We start from the raw sequence: 18,110 nt of genomic DNA on the forward strand, positions 1-18,110 counted from the left end.
TCGTGAAGAGGACTATTCTGTGTCACGTACAATTATGTTGATCCCCACTGGCACCAGCGTCGGCCTGACCAGCGTCAGCCTGGGTGTCATCCGCTCCATGGAACAAAAAGGCGTTAGCCTGAGCGTGTTCAAACCTATCGCTCAGCCACGCACTGGCGGCGACTCGCTTGACCAGACCACCACCATCATCCGTAGCAGCAACTCCACGATTACAGCCGCTGAACCGCTGCGTATGAGCTACGTTGAAGGCCTGCTGAGCTCCAACCAGCAAGACGTGCTGATGGAAGAAATCGTGGCTCGCTACCACGAAAACACCAAAGATGCAGAAGTGGTGTTGATCGAGGGCCTGGTACCGACCCGTAAGCACCAGTTCGCCAATGCGCTGAACTATGAAATTGCCAAAACGCTGAATGCGGAAATCGTCTTCGTGCTGGCGCTGGGCAACGATTCCCCAGCACAGCTGAAAGAGCGCATTGAGCTGGCTCGCAGCAGCTTCGGCGGCAGCAAAAATAAAAACATCACCGGCGTGATCATCAATAAGCTTAACGCCCCTGTTGATGAGCAAGGCCGTACCCGCCCTGACCTGTCCGAGATCTTCGACGATTCCACCAAGGCCAGCATCACTCATGTTGAGCCGGCGCAACTGTTTGCCAACAGCCCGCTGCCAGTATTGGGCTGCGTGCCGTGGAGCTTCGATCTGATTGCGACCCGTGCTATCGATATGGCTCGTCACCTGAAGGCCACCGTGGTCAATGAAGGCGACATCATGACCCGCCGCGTGAAGTCTGTGACCTTCTGCGCGCGCAGTATCCCGCACATGCTGGAACACTTCCGTCCAGGCTCACTGCTGGTCACCTCAGCGGACCGCCCTGACGTATTGGTTTCCGCCTGTCTGGCAGCCATGAACGGCGTAGAAATCGGCGCCATTCTGCTGACCGGTGGCTATGCCATCGACGAACCGATCAGAAAACTGTGTGAACGTGCTTTCCAAACCGGCCTGCCGGTATTTATGGTCGACACCAACACCTGGCAGACCTCGCTGAGCCTGCAAAGCTTCAACCTCGAAGTGCCGGCAGATGACCATCAGCGCATCGAGAAAGTGCAGAACTACGTGGCCAGCCACATCAACGCCGAGTGGATCGAATCACTGACGGCAACCTCCGAACGTTCACGCCGCCTGTCTCCGCCAGCATTCCGTTACGAGCTGACCGAACTGGCGCGTAAAGCCGGCAAACGCATCGTGCTGCCTGAAGGCGACGAGCCTCGTACCGTGAAAGCAGCAGCCATCTGTGCCGAACGCGGTATCGCAGAATGCGTGCTTTTGGGTAACCCAGAAGAGATCCAGCGTGTCGCAGCCGCTCAAGGCGTTGAATTGGGCAAAGGTATCGAGATTGTTGATCCCGTCGCCGTTCGCGAACAATACGTGCCACGTCTGGTTGAACTGCGTAAAAGCAAAGGTATGACCGAAGTGGTTGCTCGTGAGCAACTGGAAGACAACGTCGTTCTCGGTACGCTGATGCTGGAGAAAGGCGAAGTCGACGGCCTGGTTTCTGGCGCGGTTCACACCACCGCCAACACCATCCGTCCACCGTTGCAGTTGATCAAAACCGCACCGGGCAGTTCACTGGTGTCTTCCGTGTTCTTCATGCTGCTGCCTGACCAGGTTCTGGTTTACGGCGACTGCGCGATCAACCCGGATCCAACGGCAGAGCAACTGTCTGAGATCGCTATTCAGTCAGCAGACTCCGCTGCCGCCTTCGGTATCGAACCACGCGTCGCCATGATCTCCTACTCTACCGGTAACTCCGGTGCGGGTAGCGACGTTGAGAAAGTGCGTGAAGCGACGCGTCTGGCACAGGAAAAACGTCCTGACCTGATCATCGATGGCCCACTGCAGTACGACGCAGCCATCATGGCCGACGTAGCCAAGTCCAAAGCCCCTAACTCACCGGTTGCAGGCCAGGCTACCGTGTTCATCTTCCCAGACCTGAACACCGGTAATACCACTTACAAGGCAGTACAACGTTCTGCGGATCTGGTGTCCATCGGGCCAATGCTGCAAGGCATGCGCAAACCGGTGAACGACCTGTCCCGTGGCGCGCTGGTAGACGACATCGTTTACACCGTCGCACTGACCGCCATCCAGTCTTCCCAGGCTGATGCGGCAGCAGCCAAAGCCTGATAATTCCTGAATTATCAGATAAAAAGCCGGTCAATTGACCGGCTTTTTCTTTTCCACACCGCTTACTGCAGTTTCCCCCCTCTTCATAAAGTCCCTCTCCTGTGCGCCAAAACATGCTTCTCATTGCGGCGTCCGGTTTTAATGCGTCGAGAACTCGCTCATCCAGCTATCCCAGACGGGGATCGGCTGGAGCTCATCCAACAGATAGTCGATAAATGAACGCACCTTCGGATTGCTATATCTGCTGGGAAAATAGAGGGCATAGAGAGCATGGGTGTCGTGAGTCAATTCGCCATCCAGTGCCAAAGGGACCAGGGCTCCCTGTTGTATAGAATCACTTAACAAATAGGTCGGGAGATAGGCAATTCCCTGATCTTCAATAGCTGACTTGAGTAGCACCAGGCTGCTGTTTGCTTGAATAGGCGTTCGTTTTTTTAACTGGTGCGTCACGCCCTGCTCATCGATACACCTTTCTCTCGGGGTTAAACCCGGATAAATAAGGCAATGATGCCGAGTTAACTCTTGAACGGATTTGGGTTTCCCATATTTTCTGAGGTAATTAGGACTGGCGCAATAGGCCCAGTTAATAGTCGCCAATTTACGCATGGCATAATTATCAGGAGGGGACGAAGACACCCGCAATGCAATATCAACATTGACTTCATTAAGATTAACAAAGTTATCATTAAGATCGATATGAAAATCAACATCAGGACAATTCTTGCGAAAATGATTAACCAGTGTCACTAAGTGTGTATAACCAAAGGCTATAGAACAGGTTATCCTTAATTCCCCTTGAGGGTGATTATAGTAACCTGCCGTTGTATTTATTGATTCATCAAAATCCAACAACAGTTGCGTTGCTCTATTGTATAAATACTGCCCGGGCTCGGTAAGGGTAAAACTCCGCGTTGTTCTTTTCAGTAACGTTGTCCCTAATTGATTTTCCAGCTGCGATAGGCTTTTGCTCACCGCAGACGGCGAGACATTCAGCTGAACTGCGGCTTCCGATAACCCACCACACTCGACGATCTTGACCAGGATCTCTAGTTGTTTTAACGAAGCCGGATTGCTCATTTTTTCCTTTCGTTCACGAGTGATTTCATTAAATGGTACGAATGGCGCATTACATTGATTGAAATAAAATGTAATTATTAACAACAGAAACATTATCCGTTTTTAATTTTAAATACAGCACCAAAGGGTGATCGCAATCACAAAATAAATAATCAATAAAAATAGCCAATAAAAAAGTGACTTCAGTCACACGTGAAAAAATGATGAAAAAGGAATCAATATGTGGAAACACTTAGAGCCTTACCGATCCTCACTTATTCTATTGCTCGCATTAACACTGGGGGGAGCATTAGGTATCTATGCACCTGAGATAGCGTTGAAATTACAGGCTATAGGCAAAATATTCCTGAATTTATTATTTATGATAATTGTCCCTTTGGTCAGCGTTAGCGTTATGTCATCAATTGCAGGTATGACGGACCTGAAGAAACTCGGCCGCATCATGGGAATTATCTTCGCCGTTTCCATTATGATGGCGCTGATACCGGCGGCAGGTATTGTGGGTTTGGCAACGCTGTTTGATCCGGCACAGGGCGTGGTGATTGAGCTGACGGAAAAGTTCAACGCCGGGGGCGGTGAGATGGATTTTGTCAGCATGGTTACCGCCAATGACTTTGTTGGGTTATTGTCCAAATCCAACATTCTGGCGTTGATTATCATGTCGGTTATCGCCGGGATCGCCATTGGGCAATCCGGTGAGCAAGGCAAACGGATTTCCAACTCGTTAAACGATCTGAATGCAGTAATCATGAAGATTGTGTCCATCATCATGAAAGCGGCCCCCGTCGGTTTAGGCTGTTATTTTGCTTCAACCATGGCAAGCCAGGACTCACAACTACTGATCACCTTTGCCCGCGCTATTGGCCTGTTTTTCCTGGCAACACTGCTGTATTTCGTGTTCGGTTCCATTTTTTACTCCTGGATTGGCGGCGGCGTCCCTGCAGTACGCGCATTCTGGAAAAATGCCATCGAGCCTTCAGCAACGGCATTGGGAACCTGCTCTTCTCTAGGAACGTTGCCCGTCAATATTCGCGCCGGTAAAGCCATGGGTATCGATCCGGAAATCGTCGATATTGCCTTGCCTCTGTTGGTAAACCTGAATAAAGGCGGTGTGGCGATGATTGCCGCATTGAAAATCGTCTTCATCTTTGCCGTGTTGGGGTTGGACTTCACGATGGAGACCTTCTTACTGACCATGCTTATCTCTGTACTTTCGGCGATTATTGTTGGCGGCGTACCTGGCGGAGCATTCCTTGGCGAAATTTTCATTGTGACGACACTGGGGCTCCCGTTGGAAACCATTCCGATGTTGGTGGTTCTCGGTACCATTACCGATGCCCCCGCCACCTTAATCAACGTCATCCATGATTTAAATGCCGCGCAGATTGTTGAACGTTTTTCTGGCAAGAAATCGGCAGTTACCGCACATCAGACAAATGTTCCCCTAATAAAAGAAGAAAGCGCTTTATAGAACCCCATTCGTTACCCATTGGATTAATAATCGATAATAAGCAGGTAAATTATGACGTCTAAAAAAATAGAAACTGCCTTGGTCACTGCGGGTCGCAAACCGAAATTTACCCAGGGTTCGGTAAACTCGGTAATACAGCGCGCATCCTCATTAATTTTCAGCTCAGTTAAAGCGAAAAAACAGGCCACGGCAAACCGTGCCAAAGGTGAGTTATTCTATGGTCGCCGAGGTACCCTGACACATTTTTCATTCCAGGACGCCATGACGGAGTTAGAGGGTGGCGCAGGATGCTCTCTTTACCCCTGCGGGGCTGCCGCAGTGACCAATGCCATTTTGGCCTTTGTCGCCAATGGCGATCATATTCTGATGACTGGGGCAGCTTATGAGCCCACACAGGATTTCTGTAATAAGGTATTAGCACGCTTGGGTGTGGCGACGACATATTATGATCCACTGATAAGCGCTGGCATTGTCGACCTTATTCAGCCAAATACCAAAGTGGTATTTCTTGAGTCACCGAGCTCCATCACCATGGAGGTTCAAGATGTCCCCGGCATGGTAAAGGCTATCCGCGCGGTTAATCCTGATATTGTAATCATGATTGATAATACCTGGGCTGCAGGCATCTTATTTAAAGCGCTGGATTTCGGCGTGGATATTTCTATTCAGGCCGGGACCAAATATATCATTGGTCATTCCGATGCCATGTTAGGCACTGCGGTATCAAATGCACGCTGTTGGGATCAACTGCGCGAGAATTCTTATCTCATGGGGCAAATGGCCGATGCCGATACAGCCTATGTTGGCAGCCGGGGATTGAGAACGTTGGGCGTACGATTAAAGCAACACGAGGTAAGCAGTATCGCCGTCGCAAAATGGCTGGCTAATCGCCCCGAGGTGGCGCAAGTCAATCATCCGGCACTCCCTTCCTGTAAAGGGCACGAATACTATCAGCGGGATTTCACCGGCAGCTGCGGATTGTTTTCTTTTGTGCTTAAACAGCGGTTAACCGATGAACAGGTTGCCCATTATCTGGATAATTTTGAGCACTTCAGCATGGCGTATTCGTGGGGCGGGTTTGAATCACTGATCTTGGCCAACCAGCCTGAGGAACTCAACGAAATTCGCCCTGCCGGCAAAGTAGATTTCACCGGGACACTCGTGCGTGTGCACATTGGCCTTGAAAATATCGAAGATTTAATTGCCGATCTGGACGCGGGTTTTGCACGGCTGGCATAAACAAGGTTAAACAAAAGCCGGTCGACTGACCGGCTTATTCATTGCAAAAGCCCATCAGGCATTTTCGTCGCTATCGCGTAGCGGCTTGCCATAGGCCTGCTCATTGTTGCGTGTCAGCCACAGCGACAGTGCTTTGAGTGAGTCGGGCGTGAATTCGTCACAGCGTGCGGTGATTTCTTCCGGCGTCAGCCAGCTCACCTCGGCCACTTCTTCTTCTTGCAAAGCAAAGGGGCCATGGGAAACACAGCTAAACAGTGCACCCCACACCCTGCACTGCTCTTCTTCGAAGTAGAACAGCCCATGTTCGGCAAAAGGCACGCCAGCAATACCCAGCTCTTCTTCTGCCTCGCGGCGCGCGGAATCCAGCACATTCTCCCCGCTTTGCACTACGCCACCCGCCGTGGCATCCAGCCAGCCCGGATAGAAGTCTTTGATGTCGGTGCGACGTTGCACCAGAATTTTTCCCATTCCATCATGCACCACAATATAGGTAGCACGATGACGTAGCCGTTGAGCACGCATCTGTTGGCGACTGGATTGAGCAATCACTTCGTTTTGCTCGTCGACGATATCAACCCACTCGGTATCTGCAGCCTGACCCTGTTCCGCCATCCTCTAAAACCTTCTATTTTGGCGCGATGCATCCCGCGCACTGGTTAATCAATGAGTGTTTTTCAAAGATTTTTATTGTGTGTGTATAAATTAGTGCGTTAATGCCACCTCTGCAACAGCCTTGCCGCTGTCCAACGTGACCACACTTAAAATGCCGTCCTCCAGTATGCCATAGCTGGCGGGAAAGCCCCCTTTCGGAATGCTGACCGACCCTGGATTAAAGCAGTAAATATCCCCCTGCCGTTCCGCCTGCGGCAAATGGCTGTGTCCATAGACCAGCACATCTCCGGCAGATAACGGCGGCAGTGCGGAAGGATGATAAAGGTGACCGTGGGTTAAAAACAATCGTCTTTTTTGCAATAGCACCTGCTGCCAAGACGCTGTGATAGGAAATGACAGTAACATCTGATCAACTTCGCTATCACAGTTGCCGCGAACGGCGATGATCTTGTCGCTATAGCGATTCAAATGTTCAGCAACCTGCGCCGGCTGATATCCCGCGGGTAACGCGTTTCGTGGCCCATGATTCAGCAAATCACCCAGCAGAATCAGCCAGTCAGCACCGCTTTGTTCAAAACGATCCAGCACGCTTTCGGTGGCGGGGAGCGAACCGTGAATATCCGAGGCAAATATCAGCTTCATAACCTTGTCCTTAATAAGGAAATAAGCGCTATTTTAGCGCGCCGCCAGTGCACGGCAAACCGCAGATTTACCTGCGGAGAATTGTGAGGCATCTTGTGGAGATAGCATCAGACGAATCTCACATAGCCTGCTATTCTTAGCTGCTATTGTAGGTAATCCTATAGAAAGATCTTTGATATACCTTTGTGCGCGGCGAAGACCGCAACACCGTGTAATGATTTACAGATCACCTTACCGCAGGAGGCAACATGATTGACCTGTATTACGCGCCTACTCCAAATGGTCACAAGATTACCCTGTTTCTGGAGGAGGTTGGCTTACCCTACCGTATCCACCGCGTAAACATCAGCGCCGGCGATCAGTTCAAGCCGGAATTTCTGAGCATTTCCCCCAACAACAAAATCCCTGCTATCGTCGACCAGCAGCCGGTTGATGGCGGAGCCCCTATCAGCCTGTTCGAGTCCGGTGAGATTCTGCTGTATCTGGCTGAGAAAACCGGCAAGCTATTGAGCAAAGGGCTACGTGAACGCGCCGCTACGCTGCAGTGGTTGTTCTGGCAGGTCGCCGGATTTGGGCCGATGCTTGGACAGAATCACCATTTCAACCATTACGCCCCACAACCCGTCCCTTACGCCATTGAACGTTACCATCTGGAAACCAAGCGCCTGTATGCCGTTCTGGAAGCCGAGCTGCAAAAGCACCCGTACCTGGGCGGTGACAACTACAGCATCGCCGATATTGCGACTTACCCTTGGGTCGTGTCACACCCCCGTCAACGTATCGATCTGGCGGATTACCCGGCAGTGCGTAACTGGTTCGAGCGTATCAGTAACCGCCCGGCAACCGAGCGGGCTTACAAACTGGCTGAGCAGGGCTAAATGTCCAACTCCCCGGCCTCCGGGGAGTTTCCCCCGGCTCGTTATCTTTTCCTTACTTTCCGTGTATTCTGGGCGCAAATAATCAGACCTGTGGAGATTCTCTGATGTCATTCAGTCAACCCGACGCCATTATTCGTATAAAAAACCTGCGGTTGCGTACTTTCATCGGTATCAAGGAAGAAGAAATCAACAACCGTCAGGACATCCTGATTAACGTCGTGATCCATTACCCGGCGGATAAAGCGCGCGACAGCGAAAACATTGACGATGCTCTTAACTACCGAACCATCACTAAAGCCATCATCCGTCATGTGGAAGATAACCGCTTTGCCCTGCTGGAAAAATTAACTCAGGATGTGCTCGATATCGTGAAACAACACGCCTGGGTAACCTATGCTGAAGTAGAAATAGATAAACTATTGGCTCTGCGCTACGCCGACTCGGTTTCGATGACCATGAGCTATCGCCGGGCCTGAAACTACAGCTTCAGGGAGAATCGACCATGCGGATCCTGATCACCGGCGCCACAGGATTGATAGGGAGCAGCCTGACGCAGCGGCTGCTGGGCCTTTCTCACCAAATTACGGTGTTAAGCCGCAACGTGCAGCACGCGCGTGAACGTTTTGGCGAACAGGTAGATTATTGGTCAACGCTGCAAGATAAGTCCTCGCTGGAGGGCTTTGATGCCGTGATTAACCTGGCCGGTGAGCCGATCGCCGACAAGCGCTGGAGCAAGGCGCAGAAAGAACGCCTGTGTCACAGCCGTTGGGATCTGACCGAACAGTTGGCAAAGCTGATTAACGCCAGCAGCACGCCGCCCAGCGTGCTAATTTCCGGCTCAGCAACCGGCTACTATGGCGATCAAGACCAGGCCGTCGTTACCGAAGACGAAGTTCCGCACGACGAATTCACCCATATGCTGTGTCAACGCTGGGAGTCATTGGCGCTCCAAGCGCAAAGCAATGCCACCCGCGTCTGTCTGCTGCGCACCGGCGTCGTCTTGGCAGCCAAAGGCGGCGCACTGGCGAAAATGCTGCCCCCCTTCCGTATCGGGCTCGGTGGGCCAATGGGTACGGGTCGCCAATATCTGCCGTGGATCCATCTGGATGACATGATTAACGGCATTATTTATTTACTGGATCACCAGACCCTGCAAGGGCCGTTCAATATGGTCGCCCCTTATCCCGTTCACAACGAGCAGTTTACCGCGCAACTCGCTAACGTCCTCGATCGGCCGGCATTTTTACGCGTGCCGGCATTCGCCCTGCGTTTATTGATGGGAGAAGCCGCGGTATTGGTGCTGGGCGGGCAACGGGCAGTGCCGAAACGTCTGGAAGAGGCCGGTTTCAGCTTCCGCTTTTTGGAATTGGAACAAGCCTTGGATGATGTTATCAATCAGCGGCAAGACGATCGCTGAAGATCGGAACGGGGCCAGAAAGATCCGGCCCCGCCAAACGGCTATTTCAATGCGCCGGAAAGAAACTGCTGCAACCGGGTACTCTTCGGATTACCAAACAGCTCGGCCGGCGGACCTTGTTCTTCAATCAGCCCCTTATGCAGGAAAATCACGTGGTTGGACACATGGCGTGCAAACTCCATTTCATGTGTCACTACCACCATGGTTTTGCCCTCTTCAGCCAGCTTCTGCATGATTCGCAGCACTTCGCCAACCAATTCAGGATCCAGGGCTGACGTCGGTTCATCAAACAGCAAGACTTCTGGTTCCATCGCCAATGCCCGGGCGATCGACACGCGTTGCTGTTGACCGCCGGACAAGTGCACAGGATATTTGCCGCGGGCACGCTCGTCGATGCCCACTTTATCCAGATAGCGGACAGCGCGCTCACGCGCCTCCGTCTTGCTCAGCCCCAACACTTGCACCGGTGCTTCCATCACGTTCTCCAACACCGTCATGTGGCTCCACAGGTTGAAGTGCTGGAACACCATCGTCAGGCGGGTACGCAGCAGTTGCAGCTGTTTCTTATCAAACACCTTCAACTGGCCATCTTTGTCACGCACCATACGAATGTCTTCGTTGTTCAGGCTGATAGAACCTTCGCTCGGTTTCTCCAGGAAGTTAATGCAGCGCAAAAAGGTACTTTTACCGGAGCCGGAAGATCCGATGATGCTAATCACATCCCCGGCGTTGGCCGCCAAAGATACGCCTTTCAACACTTCATGGTCACCGTAGCGCTTGTGCAGTTCAGTGACGGCTAATTTATTTTCAGACATAGTTTCTTCCCGTCATTTATCAGTGGCTAACATGCGCCATCCAGCGCTTCTCCGCTTTGCGGAACAGGCTGATTAACACGTAAGAGATAATCAGATACAGCACCGCCGCAATCCCGAAGGCATAGAACGGCTGATAGGTCGCCGCATTAATGTCGCGTGCGATTTTCAGCAGGTCCGGTACGGTGGCGGTAAACGCCAGCGCGGTGGAGTGCAACATCAAGATCACTTCGTTGCTGTAGGCCGGCAACGCGGTCCGTAACGCCGAAGGCAAAATAATGCAGCGATACATCTTAAAGCGGGAAAAACCGTAGGCGTTGGCCGCCTCGATCTCACCGTGCGGCACCGAACGGATAGCCCCGGCGAAGATCTCGGTGGTGTACGCGCAGGTGTTGAGAGTCAGCGCCAAAATGGTGCAGTTCAACCCACTGCGGAAGAACGCATTGAGGAACTCGCTGCCACGCACAATCTCCAGGCTGTACATACCGGAATAGAACACCAGTAACTGCACATACAGCGGTGTACCACGGAATACGTAGGTATAAAGCCATACCGGGAAGCGGACCCATTTGATGGAGGAGACACGCGCCACCGCCATCGGAATGGCCAGCAGACCGCCCATCACCACCGACGCAATGAGCAGCCACAGCGTGACCGCCACACCGGTGAAACGATAGCCGTCGCTCCAGAGCAGCGATTGCCAGTATTGGTGCAAAATATCGATCATAGCTCGGCCCTCTTCACGCCCAGTGAGTAACGCCGTTCAAGCCACAGCAACACCCCGTTGGAAACCGTGGTGAAAACCAGATAAACCACGCCAGCCACAATCGCGAAGAAGAACGGTTGGTAGGTACCTTTACCGGCCAACTGAGTGGCTTTCACCACATCATTAAGACCAAGAATAGACACCAGTGCCGTTGCCTTCAGGATCACCTGCCAGTTGTTGCCGATGCCCGGCAGGGCGAAGCGCATCATCGCAGGGAACAGAATGCGACGGAAAATCTGCGAACCGGAAAAACCATAGGCGGTTGCTGCTTCGATCTGCCCTTTCGGGACGGCCATATAGGCACCACGGAAAGTTTCAGTGAAGTAGGCACCGTAGATAAACCCGAGGGTAATGATCCCCGCGCTGAGCGGATCGATATCAATTTGTGAGAAGCCAAGCAGTTCGGTGAGGTTGTTGAGCGCTATTTGCAGGCCGTAGAAAATCAGCAGCATCAGCACCAGATCGGGTACACCGCGGATCAGCGTAGTGTAAGCACCGAAAATCATCGATATCAGTGGGTTATGTGAAAGTTTACCGCCAGCGCCGATCAGACCAATCACCACCGCCAGCACTACGGAACTGAGGGCCAGCTCCAGCGTCACCAAAGCGCCCTCAAATATCAATTGGGAATAGCCTTGCAGCATTTACTTCACCCTGTCGTCATTGGATCCCGAACCATCGGGGCCGGTGGACCGGCCCCGAAGTCACAACATGGAACGGTGCGCGGAATTACCCGCCGTAGACGTCAAAGTTGAAGTATTTCTTCGCAAACTTGTCGTAAGTACCGTCTTTGCGCATGTCGGCAAAGGCTTTATCTAATGCGGCCTTCAGTTCGGTATCTGTCTTACGCAAGCCCATACCGGTGCCGACACCAAAGAATTTGTCATCCTTCACCGACTCGCCGGCAAACGCGTAGTTTTTGCCTGGAGGCTGCTTCAGGAAGCCATCGCTGCCTGCCACTTCGTCCTGGAAAGCGGCATCAATACGGCCAGATGCCAGGTCGGCGTAAACCAGATCCTGGTTCTGATAAGGCACAACGGTAATGCCCTTAGGCTGCCACATAGCGTTGGCATAGGCTTCCTGAGTGGTACCTTGCAGCACGCCGATACTTTTGCCTTTCAGCGCATCCACGGTAGGCAGCAGCTTCGAGCCTTTCGGCGCGATCAGACGGGCGTTAGCGGCATACAGCTTGTCGGTGAAGGCAATTTCCTGCTGGCGTTTTTCGGTGATCGACAGAGAAGAGATAATGGCGTCAATTTTCTTCGCCTTCAGGGAAGGGATCAGCGCGTCAAAATCGCTTTCCACAAAGGTACATTGGGTATTTATGCGTTTGCACAGCTCTTTGGCCAAATCGATATCAAAACCGACCAGCTCACCTTTGGCATTTTTAGACTCAAAGGGGGCATAGGTCGGATCGGTACCTATCTTCAGCGTCGATGGTACGGCGGCAAATGCGCTGCTTACCGCGCTCAAAGCCAAGACTAAAGGAAGAACCTTAACCAGCTTTTTCATAAATTACCCTCAAATTGATTTTTTGATGCCACTGCGGGCATTACTTTTCCACCAAATCAATTTGCAGTAATCGTGCCACATTTGTTGCTGTAGGCGGAGGGAACGGCTCCGGCCTTCACAAAACTGTTTCCTGGGACGATAACTGCAAAATTAAATCGGCCAGTCTTGGCCGCGCCACGGGCAGTGGATAAATACCAAAGCCTTGAAACAGTGAACGTGATGAAGTGGGATCATTATGGTGCATGCGCCGCCCTAAATCAGTGCGGTGTTGCACAAATGTACCAAATTGGGGAGAAATTTGTTAATTAGAGCCTTGCCAGCGGGCAAATAAATCCTTCGGTAATTCAATGTCAAATTGGTCAACCACCCGGTTTACGGTTTGATCGATAATGTCTTCGACACTCTCAGGGCGGTGATAAAACGCCGGCACTGGCGGCATAATGACTGCCCCCATTTCCGCAGCCTGGGTCATCAGCCGCAGGTGGCCAATATGCAATGGCGTTTCACGCACGCACAACACTAACCGGCGGCGCTCTTTCAGCACCACATCCGCAGCACGTGTCAGTAAACCGTCGCTATAGCTATTGGCGATACCCGATAACGTTTTGATCGAACAAGGTAAAATCACCATACCTGCCGTTTTGAACGAACCGGACGAAATGCTGGCGCCAATATCGCGAGAATCATGCACTACATCGGCCAGCGCCTGCACTTCACGCAGGCTGAGCGGTGTTTCCAGCGACAGCGTTTGCCGCGCGGCGTTGCTCATCACCAAATGGGTTTCCACCTCTGCAACGTCGCGTAATACCTGCAGCAAGCGCACGCCATAGATTGCGCCACTGGCGCCGGAAATACCGATGATGAGTCGTTTCATAAAACTGGCCTCTGCCACGAAAAAGATAAGATCAGGCAGACTTTGCCGCAATGGCGAGGGATAAGCAAGTCAGGGAGGGATAATGCACTGCGACAGACGCCGCAGTGCACCTTGGTAGCACAACGCAGGCGTTTAACCTTCGTTATGCATTTCCAGATTTTCTGCTTCGGTTTGACCACGCATTTCTTTGGCGTCGTCGTTACGCAGCGATTCCAGATACTCGAGATAGCTTTGATCGACGTCTTTGGTGACGTAAATACCGTTAAATACCGAGCATTCGAACTGAACGATATCCGGGTTCTCTTCACGCACGGCTTCGATCAGATCGTCCAGGTCTTGGAAAATCAGGCCATCAGCACCGATGATCTGGCGGATTTCATCCACTTCACGCCCATGTGCAATCAGCTCATTGGCACTCGGCATATCGATGCCATAGACGTTAGGGAAACGAACCTCCGGTGCCGCGGAAGCCAGATAAACCCGCTTGGCGCCAGCGTCGCGCGCCATCTCGACGATCTGCTCTGAGGTCGTGCCGCGCACAATGGAGTCATCCACCAGCAGCACATTCTTGTCGCGGAATTCAGCACGGTTGGCGTTCAGCTTACGACGTACCGACTTACGGCGTGCCTGTTGGCCCGGCATGATGAAGGTACGGCCGACATAGCGATTCTTCACGAAACCTTGACGGTACGGCTTATCCAGGATGCGTGCGATCTCCAGTGCGATATCGCAGGAGGTTTCCGGGATCGGAATCACGACATCAATATCCAGATCTTCCCACTCGCGAGCAATCTTCTCCCCCAGCTTCTGCCCCATACGCACACGGGCGCTGTAGACCGAAATCTTGTCCATAAAGGAGTCTGGACGGGCGAAATAGACGTACTCGAACAGGCATGGGTTGGTTTTCGGATTCTCTGCACACTGGCGCGTGAACAGTTGGCCCTTATTGGTGATATACACCGCTTCACCCGGCGCCACGTCGCGCAAGAACTCAAAGCCCAGCGTATCCAGCGCCACGCTTTCGGAAGCCACCATATATTCATTACGGCCATCTTCCAGCGTGCGTTTGCCGATGACTAACGGGCGGATGCCGTGCGGGTCACGGAATGCCAACAGGCCATGGCCGATGATCATCGCGACACAAGCGTAAGCACCACGCAGCTGCTGATGCATGGCGGCAACGGCAGTGAAGACGTTGTCGGACTCCAGCGGATAGTGTTGGAAGCGGTCCAGCTCACTGGCCAGCACGTTCAGCAGAATCTCAGAGTCGGATGTGGTGTTGATATGGCGGCGACCGCTTTCGAACAACGTCTGGCGCAGTTCATGGGCATTGGTCAGATTGCCGTTATGTGCCAGCGTAATGCCGAACGGTGAGTTTACATAGAAAGGTTGAGCCTCTGAAGCACTGGAGCTGCCAGCCGTCGGGTAACGCACATGGCCAATACCCATGTTGCCCTGCAAACGCTGCATATGGCGTGCCTCAAACACATCCTTCACCAGACCGTTTGCTTTACGCAGGCGGAACCCGTTATGGGCATCAATGGTGACGATGCCTGCGGCATCCTGGCCACGGTGCTGAAGCACCGTCAGCGCATCATAAATCGACTGGTTTACCGGCATAAAACCGGCGATACCGACAATACCGCACATGTTGTCTTTTCCTCATCAGCGCTACCGCCCTGGTAAATGGGTCGGTAAGAAACTCGACGTGCTCTGCAGGTAGTCAAAGAACCACCTGATGATGTAACTGAACTGGGGAATAAGCTGCGACTGTTTCCAATCGGCACTTTGTGAAAAACCAGTAAAGGTATCCAGGAAAAACAGTATCGCCGAAACGATCAACACGCCGCGCAGTGCGCCGAAACAGACGCCCAGCACCCGGTCGGTGCCTGATAACCCGGTTTTCTCTACCAGTGAGCTAATCACATAGTTAACAATAGCTCCTACGATCAGGGTCGCAATAAACAAGATTGCAATCGCGATACCGTTTCGCACCAGTTCATCTTCAAAACGAGTGAAGTAGACCGCAAGGTAAGAGTAGAAATGGCTGGCAACAAAAAACGCACATCCCCATGTCACAAGTGACAATGCTTCGCGAACAAACCCTCGGATCAGGCTCACCAGAGCCGAAAATCCAATCACCGCTATAATGACGTAATCAATCCAGACCATGAACTATTCCAATAATGAATCGCCCCTGCCCCCTTCATCTTTCATACCGCATCTGCGTTGGCTGCCTTGATACGACATGAAATCTAACGGGTGATCCAATTCGCGGCGAATTCTAACAGAAAAAGAAAACGTTTGCGTAGGGGTTTTCCTACCACGTTACAAATAAAAAGCGGCGATAAAAAAATTCCCAACCGCCGCGCCTACATAGGCCATTTCAGCTACGAAAGGCACAGTTTATTTAATGATTATACTGGCACGCATAGGTTTAGGGGCACAGCATGCTGTGCCCCTTTCTCTTAACGTACGCCGTATGGCTTCACCTGGCCGCTCAAACCGCTGAGGGAGTTCAGCGCAGGCAATGAAGACTGCAGTTTCTGTTTCGAGGCGTCTGGACCGACGTAAATCCGAGTAATCTGCCCCTGTACCGGTGTGGATGGCACGGTGAAAGCACGATAGCCGGACAGCCTGAGCGACGCGACCACTTCGTTCACCTTGGCAGCATTCTTCAACGCCCCCAGTTGCACCACATACGCTTGCCCTGCCGGTGCTTTCTCTTCCGCCGGTTTCTGCACAGGTGCAGGTTCAGGCTTCGGTGTCGGTTCTGGCTTCGGCTCAGGTTTGGCTACCGGCTTCACTTCCACCGGTTTCGGCTGCTGCACCGGTTTTGGTTTCACTTCCACCGGCTTGGTTTCTACCGGTTTAGGTTTCGGCTGTGGCGTTGGCGTCGGCGTCGGTTGCGGACGCGTCTCGACCGGTGCCTGCGTGACCTGAGCCGGCTTCTGCGCGGCCTGCTGCGTCGCCGCCTCATTAGCCGCCTGCTGTTCAACCAATGCACCTGCGCCTTCCGGCGGTTGTGCCGGCAATGGCTGACTTACCGGTGGCACCACGTCGTTCTCTTCCACATCACCGGCCTTCGGCACCAATGGAATGGCTGCGAATTCATCCTCGTAATGTTTCTTTTTACCGTCCAACAGCCCTGGCAGGATAATCACCCCCAGCGCAACCAGAATCACGGTACCCACCAATCGGTTTTGAAATTTACTTGCCACTCACACTCCCCGCATCTCGTCTAACGCCGCCATCACGTGTGCAACGGTGTGGAACGATCCACAGACGATCACAATATCCTGTTTTTCAGCGTCCTGCATAGCCTGACGCCAGGCAGTTTCGACATCGGTAAACTGCCGCGGTTCCGTTAAATATTGCGCCAACAGCTCAACACTGGCACCGCGCGGCCCTTCAAGCGGCGCACAGTACCATTCATCGACCTGCTCACTCAGACAGGCCAGCGTACCGGCAATATCTTTGTCCGAAAGCATCCCCACCACGGCACGTACTTTGCCACCATTACGCGGCAACGTCGCCAGGCGACCAGCCAAATAACTTGCCGCGTGCGGGTTATGCGCCACGTCGAGGATCAATGTCGGTTCACGCCGCACAATCTGGAAACGTCCCGGTAAGGTCGCCTGCTGCAGACCGGCGAAAATCGCCCGCTCATCAATTTCCAACGCAGAATAATGCAATGCAGCCAGTGCGGTCGCCGCATTGGCTAAGGGCACGTTTGGCATCGGTAAGTCAGTCAGCAAGGTACCGCCGCCTTCCCACTGCCAGCGCTCACCCTGTTCGCTAAAGGTCCAGGCCTCGCCGCGGCGATACAGTTGCGCACCCAGAGTGTCCGCCACTTGCCCAATGGTTGCCGGCATATCCGGTTCCCCCACGACGGCCGGCTTACCGCCACGGAAAATCCCGGCTTTTTCGCGGCCAATGCTTTCGCGGTCGCTGCCCAGCCAGTCGGTGTGATCCAGTGCAATGCTGGTCACCACTGCCACGCTCGGGTCGACGATGTTGGTCGCGTCCAGACGCCCACCAAGACCAACTTCCAAGATCACCACGTCAAGCTTAGCTTGTTTGAACAGTTGCAAGGCCGACAGAGTGCCAAATTCGAAATAGGTCAGTGACGTTTCACCCCGGCCCGCTTCAATGACGGCGAATGAACGGCTGTGTTCGGCCTCGCTTAGCTCATCACCTTGAATGCGCACCCTTTCGGTATAACGTACCAGATGTGGTGAGCTGTAGACGCCAACGCGCAACCCCGCCTCCATCAAAATCGCTTCCAGAGTGCGGCACGTGGTGCCCTTGCCGTTAGTGCCGGCAACGGTGAACACCGTCGGTGCAGGAGTGAGTAAATCAAGGTGCTCCGCAACGCGTTGTACGCGTTCCAGGCCGAGTTCGATCGCCTGGCTGTGCAGACGTTCCAGATAAAAAAGCCACGAGCTCAATGGCGACGTGGCTTGGGGAATTTGGTGGTTTTGCATGAGTCCCGTCACTGAACTTGGGTTCATTAATCCATCAGGGCACCACCCTCACCGCGGTAAAGGCGATGCTCTGCATGATACCCCATGTTTTCAAGCCGCAGCGTGACTCGCTGTTGCTCGAGATCCATCGGGTATTTCCAG

18 protein-coding genes are annotated in these 18,110 nt (G+C 52.8%); 6 read left to right on the forward strand and 12 right to left on the reverse strand.

Annotated features, from left to right (window positions below; translation table 11 throughout):
* Positions 1-19 precede the first annotated feature (19 nt).
* The gene (gene pta, locus AC2FCQ_RS06045) at positions 20-2,182 is read left to right on the forward strand and encodes a phosphate acetyltransferase (protein ID WP_209638908.1); all 2,163 of its coding nucleotides are present in this window, start codon (positions 20-22) and stop codon (positions 2,180-2,182) included.
* A gap of 138 nt (positions 2,183-2,320) precedes the next feature.
* Here pta and AC2FCQ_RS06050 read toward each other — a convergent pair whose 3' ends face one another.
* Entirely contained in the window at positions 2,321-3,259 is a 939-nt protein-coding gene (locus tag AC2FCQ_RS06050) for a LysR family transcriptional regulator (RefSeq protein ID WP_265555661.1), read from the reverse strand.
* Positions 3,260-3,479: 220 nt separating this feature from the next.
* Here AC2FCQ_RS06050 and AC2FCQ_RS06055 point away from each other — a divergent pair, with 220 nt between their 5' ends.
* Positions 3,480-4,730 (forward strand): dicarboxylate/amino acid:cation symporter, encoded by a 1,251-nt coding sequence (locus tag AC2FCQ_RS06055; protein ID WP_209638904.1) that lies wholly within the window; start codon positions 3,480-3,482, stop codon positions 4,728-4,730.
* 51 nt (positions 4,731-4,781) lie between these two features.
* Complete coding sequence (metC, locus tag AC2FCQ_RS06060; protein ID WP_490308474.1) at positions 4,782-5,969, forward strand: cystathionine beta-lyase; 1,188 nt, start codon at positions 4,782-4,784, stop codon at positions 5,967-5,969.
* A 54-nt stretch (positions 5,970-6,023) separates the two neighbouring features.
* On the opposite strand, the gene yfcD is transcribed toward metC, so the two are convergent.
* Positions 6,024-6,581, reverse strand: coding sequence for an NUDIX hydrolase YfcD (yfcD, locus tag AC2FCQ_RS06065; RefSeq protein WP_209638902.1), 558 nt, complete (start codon positions 6,579-6,581; stop codon positions 6,024-6,026).
* Positions 6,582-6,671: 90 nt separating this feature from the next.
* On the reverse strand, positions 6,672-7,223 hold the full coding sequence (gene yfcE, locus AC2FCQ_RS06070; protein WP_209638900.1) for a phosphodiesterase: 552 nt from the start codon (positions 7,221-7,223) through the stop codon (positions 6,672-6,674).
* Positions 7,224-7,471: 248 nt separating this feature from the next.
* Between yfcE and yfcG the strand changes: the two genes are divergently transcribed.
* The 3 genes from yfcG (at position 7,472) to AC2FCQ_RS06085 (ending at position 9,518) form a co-directional block, all read left to right on the forward strand.
* The gene (gene yfcG / locus AC2FCQ_RS06075) at positions 7,472-8,101 is read left to right on the forward strand and encodes a GSH-dependent disulfide bond oxidoreductase (protein ID WP_209638898.1); all 630 of its coding nucleotides are present in this window, start codon (positions 7,472-7,474) and stop codon (positions 8,099-8,101) included.
* A 104-nt stretch (positions 8,102-8,205) separates the two neighbouring features.
* Positions 8,206-8,577: a dihydroneopterin triphosphate 2'-epimerase gene (gene folX / locus AC2FCQ_RS06080; protein ID WP_012146035.1), complete on the forward strand. Its 372-nt coding sequence runs from the start codon at positions 8,206-8,208 to the stop codon at positions 8,575-8,577.
* Positions 8,578-8,603: 26 nt separating this feature from the next.
* Positions 8,604-9,518, forward strand: a complete 915-nt coding sequence (locus tag AC2FCQ_RS06085; RefSeq protein ID WP_209638896.1) for a TIGR01777 family oxidoreductase — start codon at positions 8,604-8,606, stop codon at positions 9,516-9,518.
* Between the two features lie 41 nt (positions 9,519-9,559).
* On the opposite strand, the gene hisP is transcribed toward AC2FCQ_RS06085, so the two are convergent.
* The 9 genes from hisP to folC all read right to left on the reverse strand — a co-directional run bounded on the left by hisP (position 9,560) and on the right by folC (position 17,969).
* The gene (gene hisP, locus AC2FCQ_RS06090; protein WP_209638894.1) at positions 9,560-10,333 is read right to left on the reverse strand and encodes a histidine ABC transporter ATP-binding protein HisP; all 774 of its coding nucleotides are present in this window, start codon (positions 10,331-10,333) and stop codon (positions 9,560-9,562) included.
* A gap of 19 nt (positions 10,334-10,352) precedes the next feature.
* Complete coding sequence (locus AC2FCQ_RS06095; protein WP_209638892.1) at positions 10,353-11,057, reverse strand: ABC transporter permease; 705 nt, start codon at positions 11,055-11,057, stop codon at positions 10,353-10,355.
* A complete protein-coding gene (locus AC2FCQ_RS06100) occupies positions 11,054-11,740 on the reverse strand; it encodes a histidine ABC transporter permease HisQ (RefSeq protein ID WP_209638890.1) in 687 nt (228 codons plus the stop codon). Before AC2FCQ_RS06100 ends, AC2FCQ_RS06095 begins: the two co-directional genes overlap by 4 nt.
* Before the next feature lie 85 nt (positions 11,741-11,825).
* The gene (gene hisJ, locus AC2FCQ_RS06105; RefSeq protein ID WP_209638887.1) at positions 11,826-12,608 is read right to left on the reverse strand and encodes a histidine ABC transporter substrate-binding protein HisJ; all 783 of its coding nucleotides are present in this window, start codon (positions 12,606-12,608) and stop codon (positions 11,826-11,828) included.
* A 301-nt stretch (positions 12,609-12,909) separates the two neighbouring features.
* Positions 12,910-13,482 (reverse strand): UbiX family flavin prenyltransferase, encoded by a 573-nt coding sequence (locus AC2FCQ_RS06110; protein WP_209638885.1) that lies wholly within the window; start codon positions 13,480-13,482, stop codon positions 12,910-12,912.
* A 132-nt stretch (positions 13,483-13,614) separates the two neighbouring features.
* Entirely contained in the window at positions 13,615-15,132 is a 1,518-nt protein-coding gene (gene purF / locus AC2FCQ_RS06115) for an amidophosphoribosyltransferase (RefSeq protein ID WP_209638883.1), read from the reverse strand.
* Positions 15,133-15,153: 21 nt separating this feature from the next.
* Positions 15,154-15,654 carry a colicin V production protein gene (gene cvpA, locus AC2FCQ_RS06120; RefSeq protein WP_020827869.1) on the reverse strand — a complete coding sequence of 167 codons (501 nt, stop codon included), beginning with the start codon at positions 15,652-15,654 and terminating at the stop codon, positions 15,154-15,156.
* A 296-nt stretch (positions 15,655-15,950) separates the two neighbouring features.
* Entirely contained in the window at positions 15,951-16,703 is a 753-nt protein-coding gene (dedD, locus tag AC2FCQ_RS06125; RefSeq protein WP_209638881.1) for a cell division protein DedD, read from the reverse strand.
* Positions 16,704-17,969: a bifunctional tetrahydrofolate synthase/dihydrofolate synthase gene (gene folC, locus AC2FCQ_RS06130; RefSeq protein WP_265555648.1), complete on the reverse strand. Its 1,266-nt coding sequence runs from the start codon at positions 17,967-17,969 to the stop codon at positions 16,704-16,706.
* Positions 17,970-18,110 lie beyond the last annotated feature (141 nt).

Source organism: Serratia sp. CoH_134_PS_4, assembly GCF_058190535.1.

Bases quoted from the DNA above. Each gene is read 5' to 3' on its own strand.
- AC2FCQ_RS06050 (WP_265555661.1), bottom strand. From the start codon at position 3,259: ATGAGCAATCCGGCTTCGTTAAAACAACTAGAGATCCTGGTCAAGATC.
- AC2FCQ_RS06055 (WP_209638904.1), top strand. From the start codon at position 3,480: ATGTGGAAACACTTAGAGCCTTACCGATCCTCACTTATTCTATTGCTC.
- metC (WP_490308474.1), top strand. From the start codon at position 4,782: ATGACGTCTAAAAAAATAGAAACTGCCTTGGTCACTGCGGGTCGCAAA.
- yfcD (WP_209638902.1), bottom strand. From the start codon at position 6,581: ATGGCGGAACAGGGTCAGGCTGCAGATACCGAGTGGGTTGATATCGTC.
- yfcE (WP_209638900.1), bottom strand. From the start codon at position 7,223: ATGAAGCTGATATTTGCCTCGGATATTCACGGTTCGCTCCCCGCCACC.
- yfcG (WP_209638898.1), top strand. From the start codon at position 7,472: ATGATTGACCTGTATTACGCGCCTACTCCAAATGGTCACAAGATTACC.
- folX (WP_012146035.1), top strand. From the start codon at position 8,206: ATGTCATTCAGTCAACCCGACGCCATTATTCGTATAAAAAACCTGCGG.
- AC2FCQ_RS06085 (WP_209638896.1), top strand. From the start codon at position 8,604: ATGCGGATCCTGATCACCGGCGCCACAGGATTGATAGGGAGCAGCCTG.
- hisP (WP_209638894.1), bottom strand. From the start codon at position 10,333: ATGTCTGAAAATAAATTAGCCGTCACTGAACTGCACAAGCGCTACGGT.
- AC2FCQ_RS06095 (WP_209638892.1), bottom strand. From the start codon at position 11,057: ATGATCGATATTTTGCACCAATACTGGCAATCGCTGCTCTGGAGCGAC.
- AC2FCQ_RS06100 (WP_209638890.1), bottom strand. From the start codon at position 11,740: ATGCTGCAAGGCTATTCCCAATTGATATTTGAGGGCGCTTTGGTGACG.
- hisJ (WP_209638887.1), bottom strand. From the start codon at position 12,608: ATGAAAAAGCTGGTTAAGGTTCTTCCTTTAGTCTTGGCTTTGAGCGCG.
- AC2FCQ_RS06110 (WP_209638885.1), bottom strand. From the start codon at position 13,482: ATGAAACGACTCATCATCGGTATTTCCGGCGCCAGTGGCGCAATCTAT.
- purF (WP_209638883.1), bottom strand. From the start codon at position 15,132: ATGTGCGGTATTGTCGGTATCGCCGGTTTTATGCCGGTAAACCAGTCG.
- cvpA (WP_020827869.1), bottom strand. From the start codon at position 15,654: ATGGTCTGGATTGATTACGTCATTATAGCGGTGATTGGATTTTCGGCT.
- folC (WP_265555648.1), bottom strand. From the start codon at position 17,969: ATGCAAAACCACCAAATTCCCCAAGCCACGTCGCCATTGAGCTCGTGG.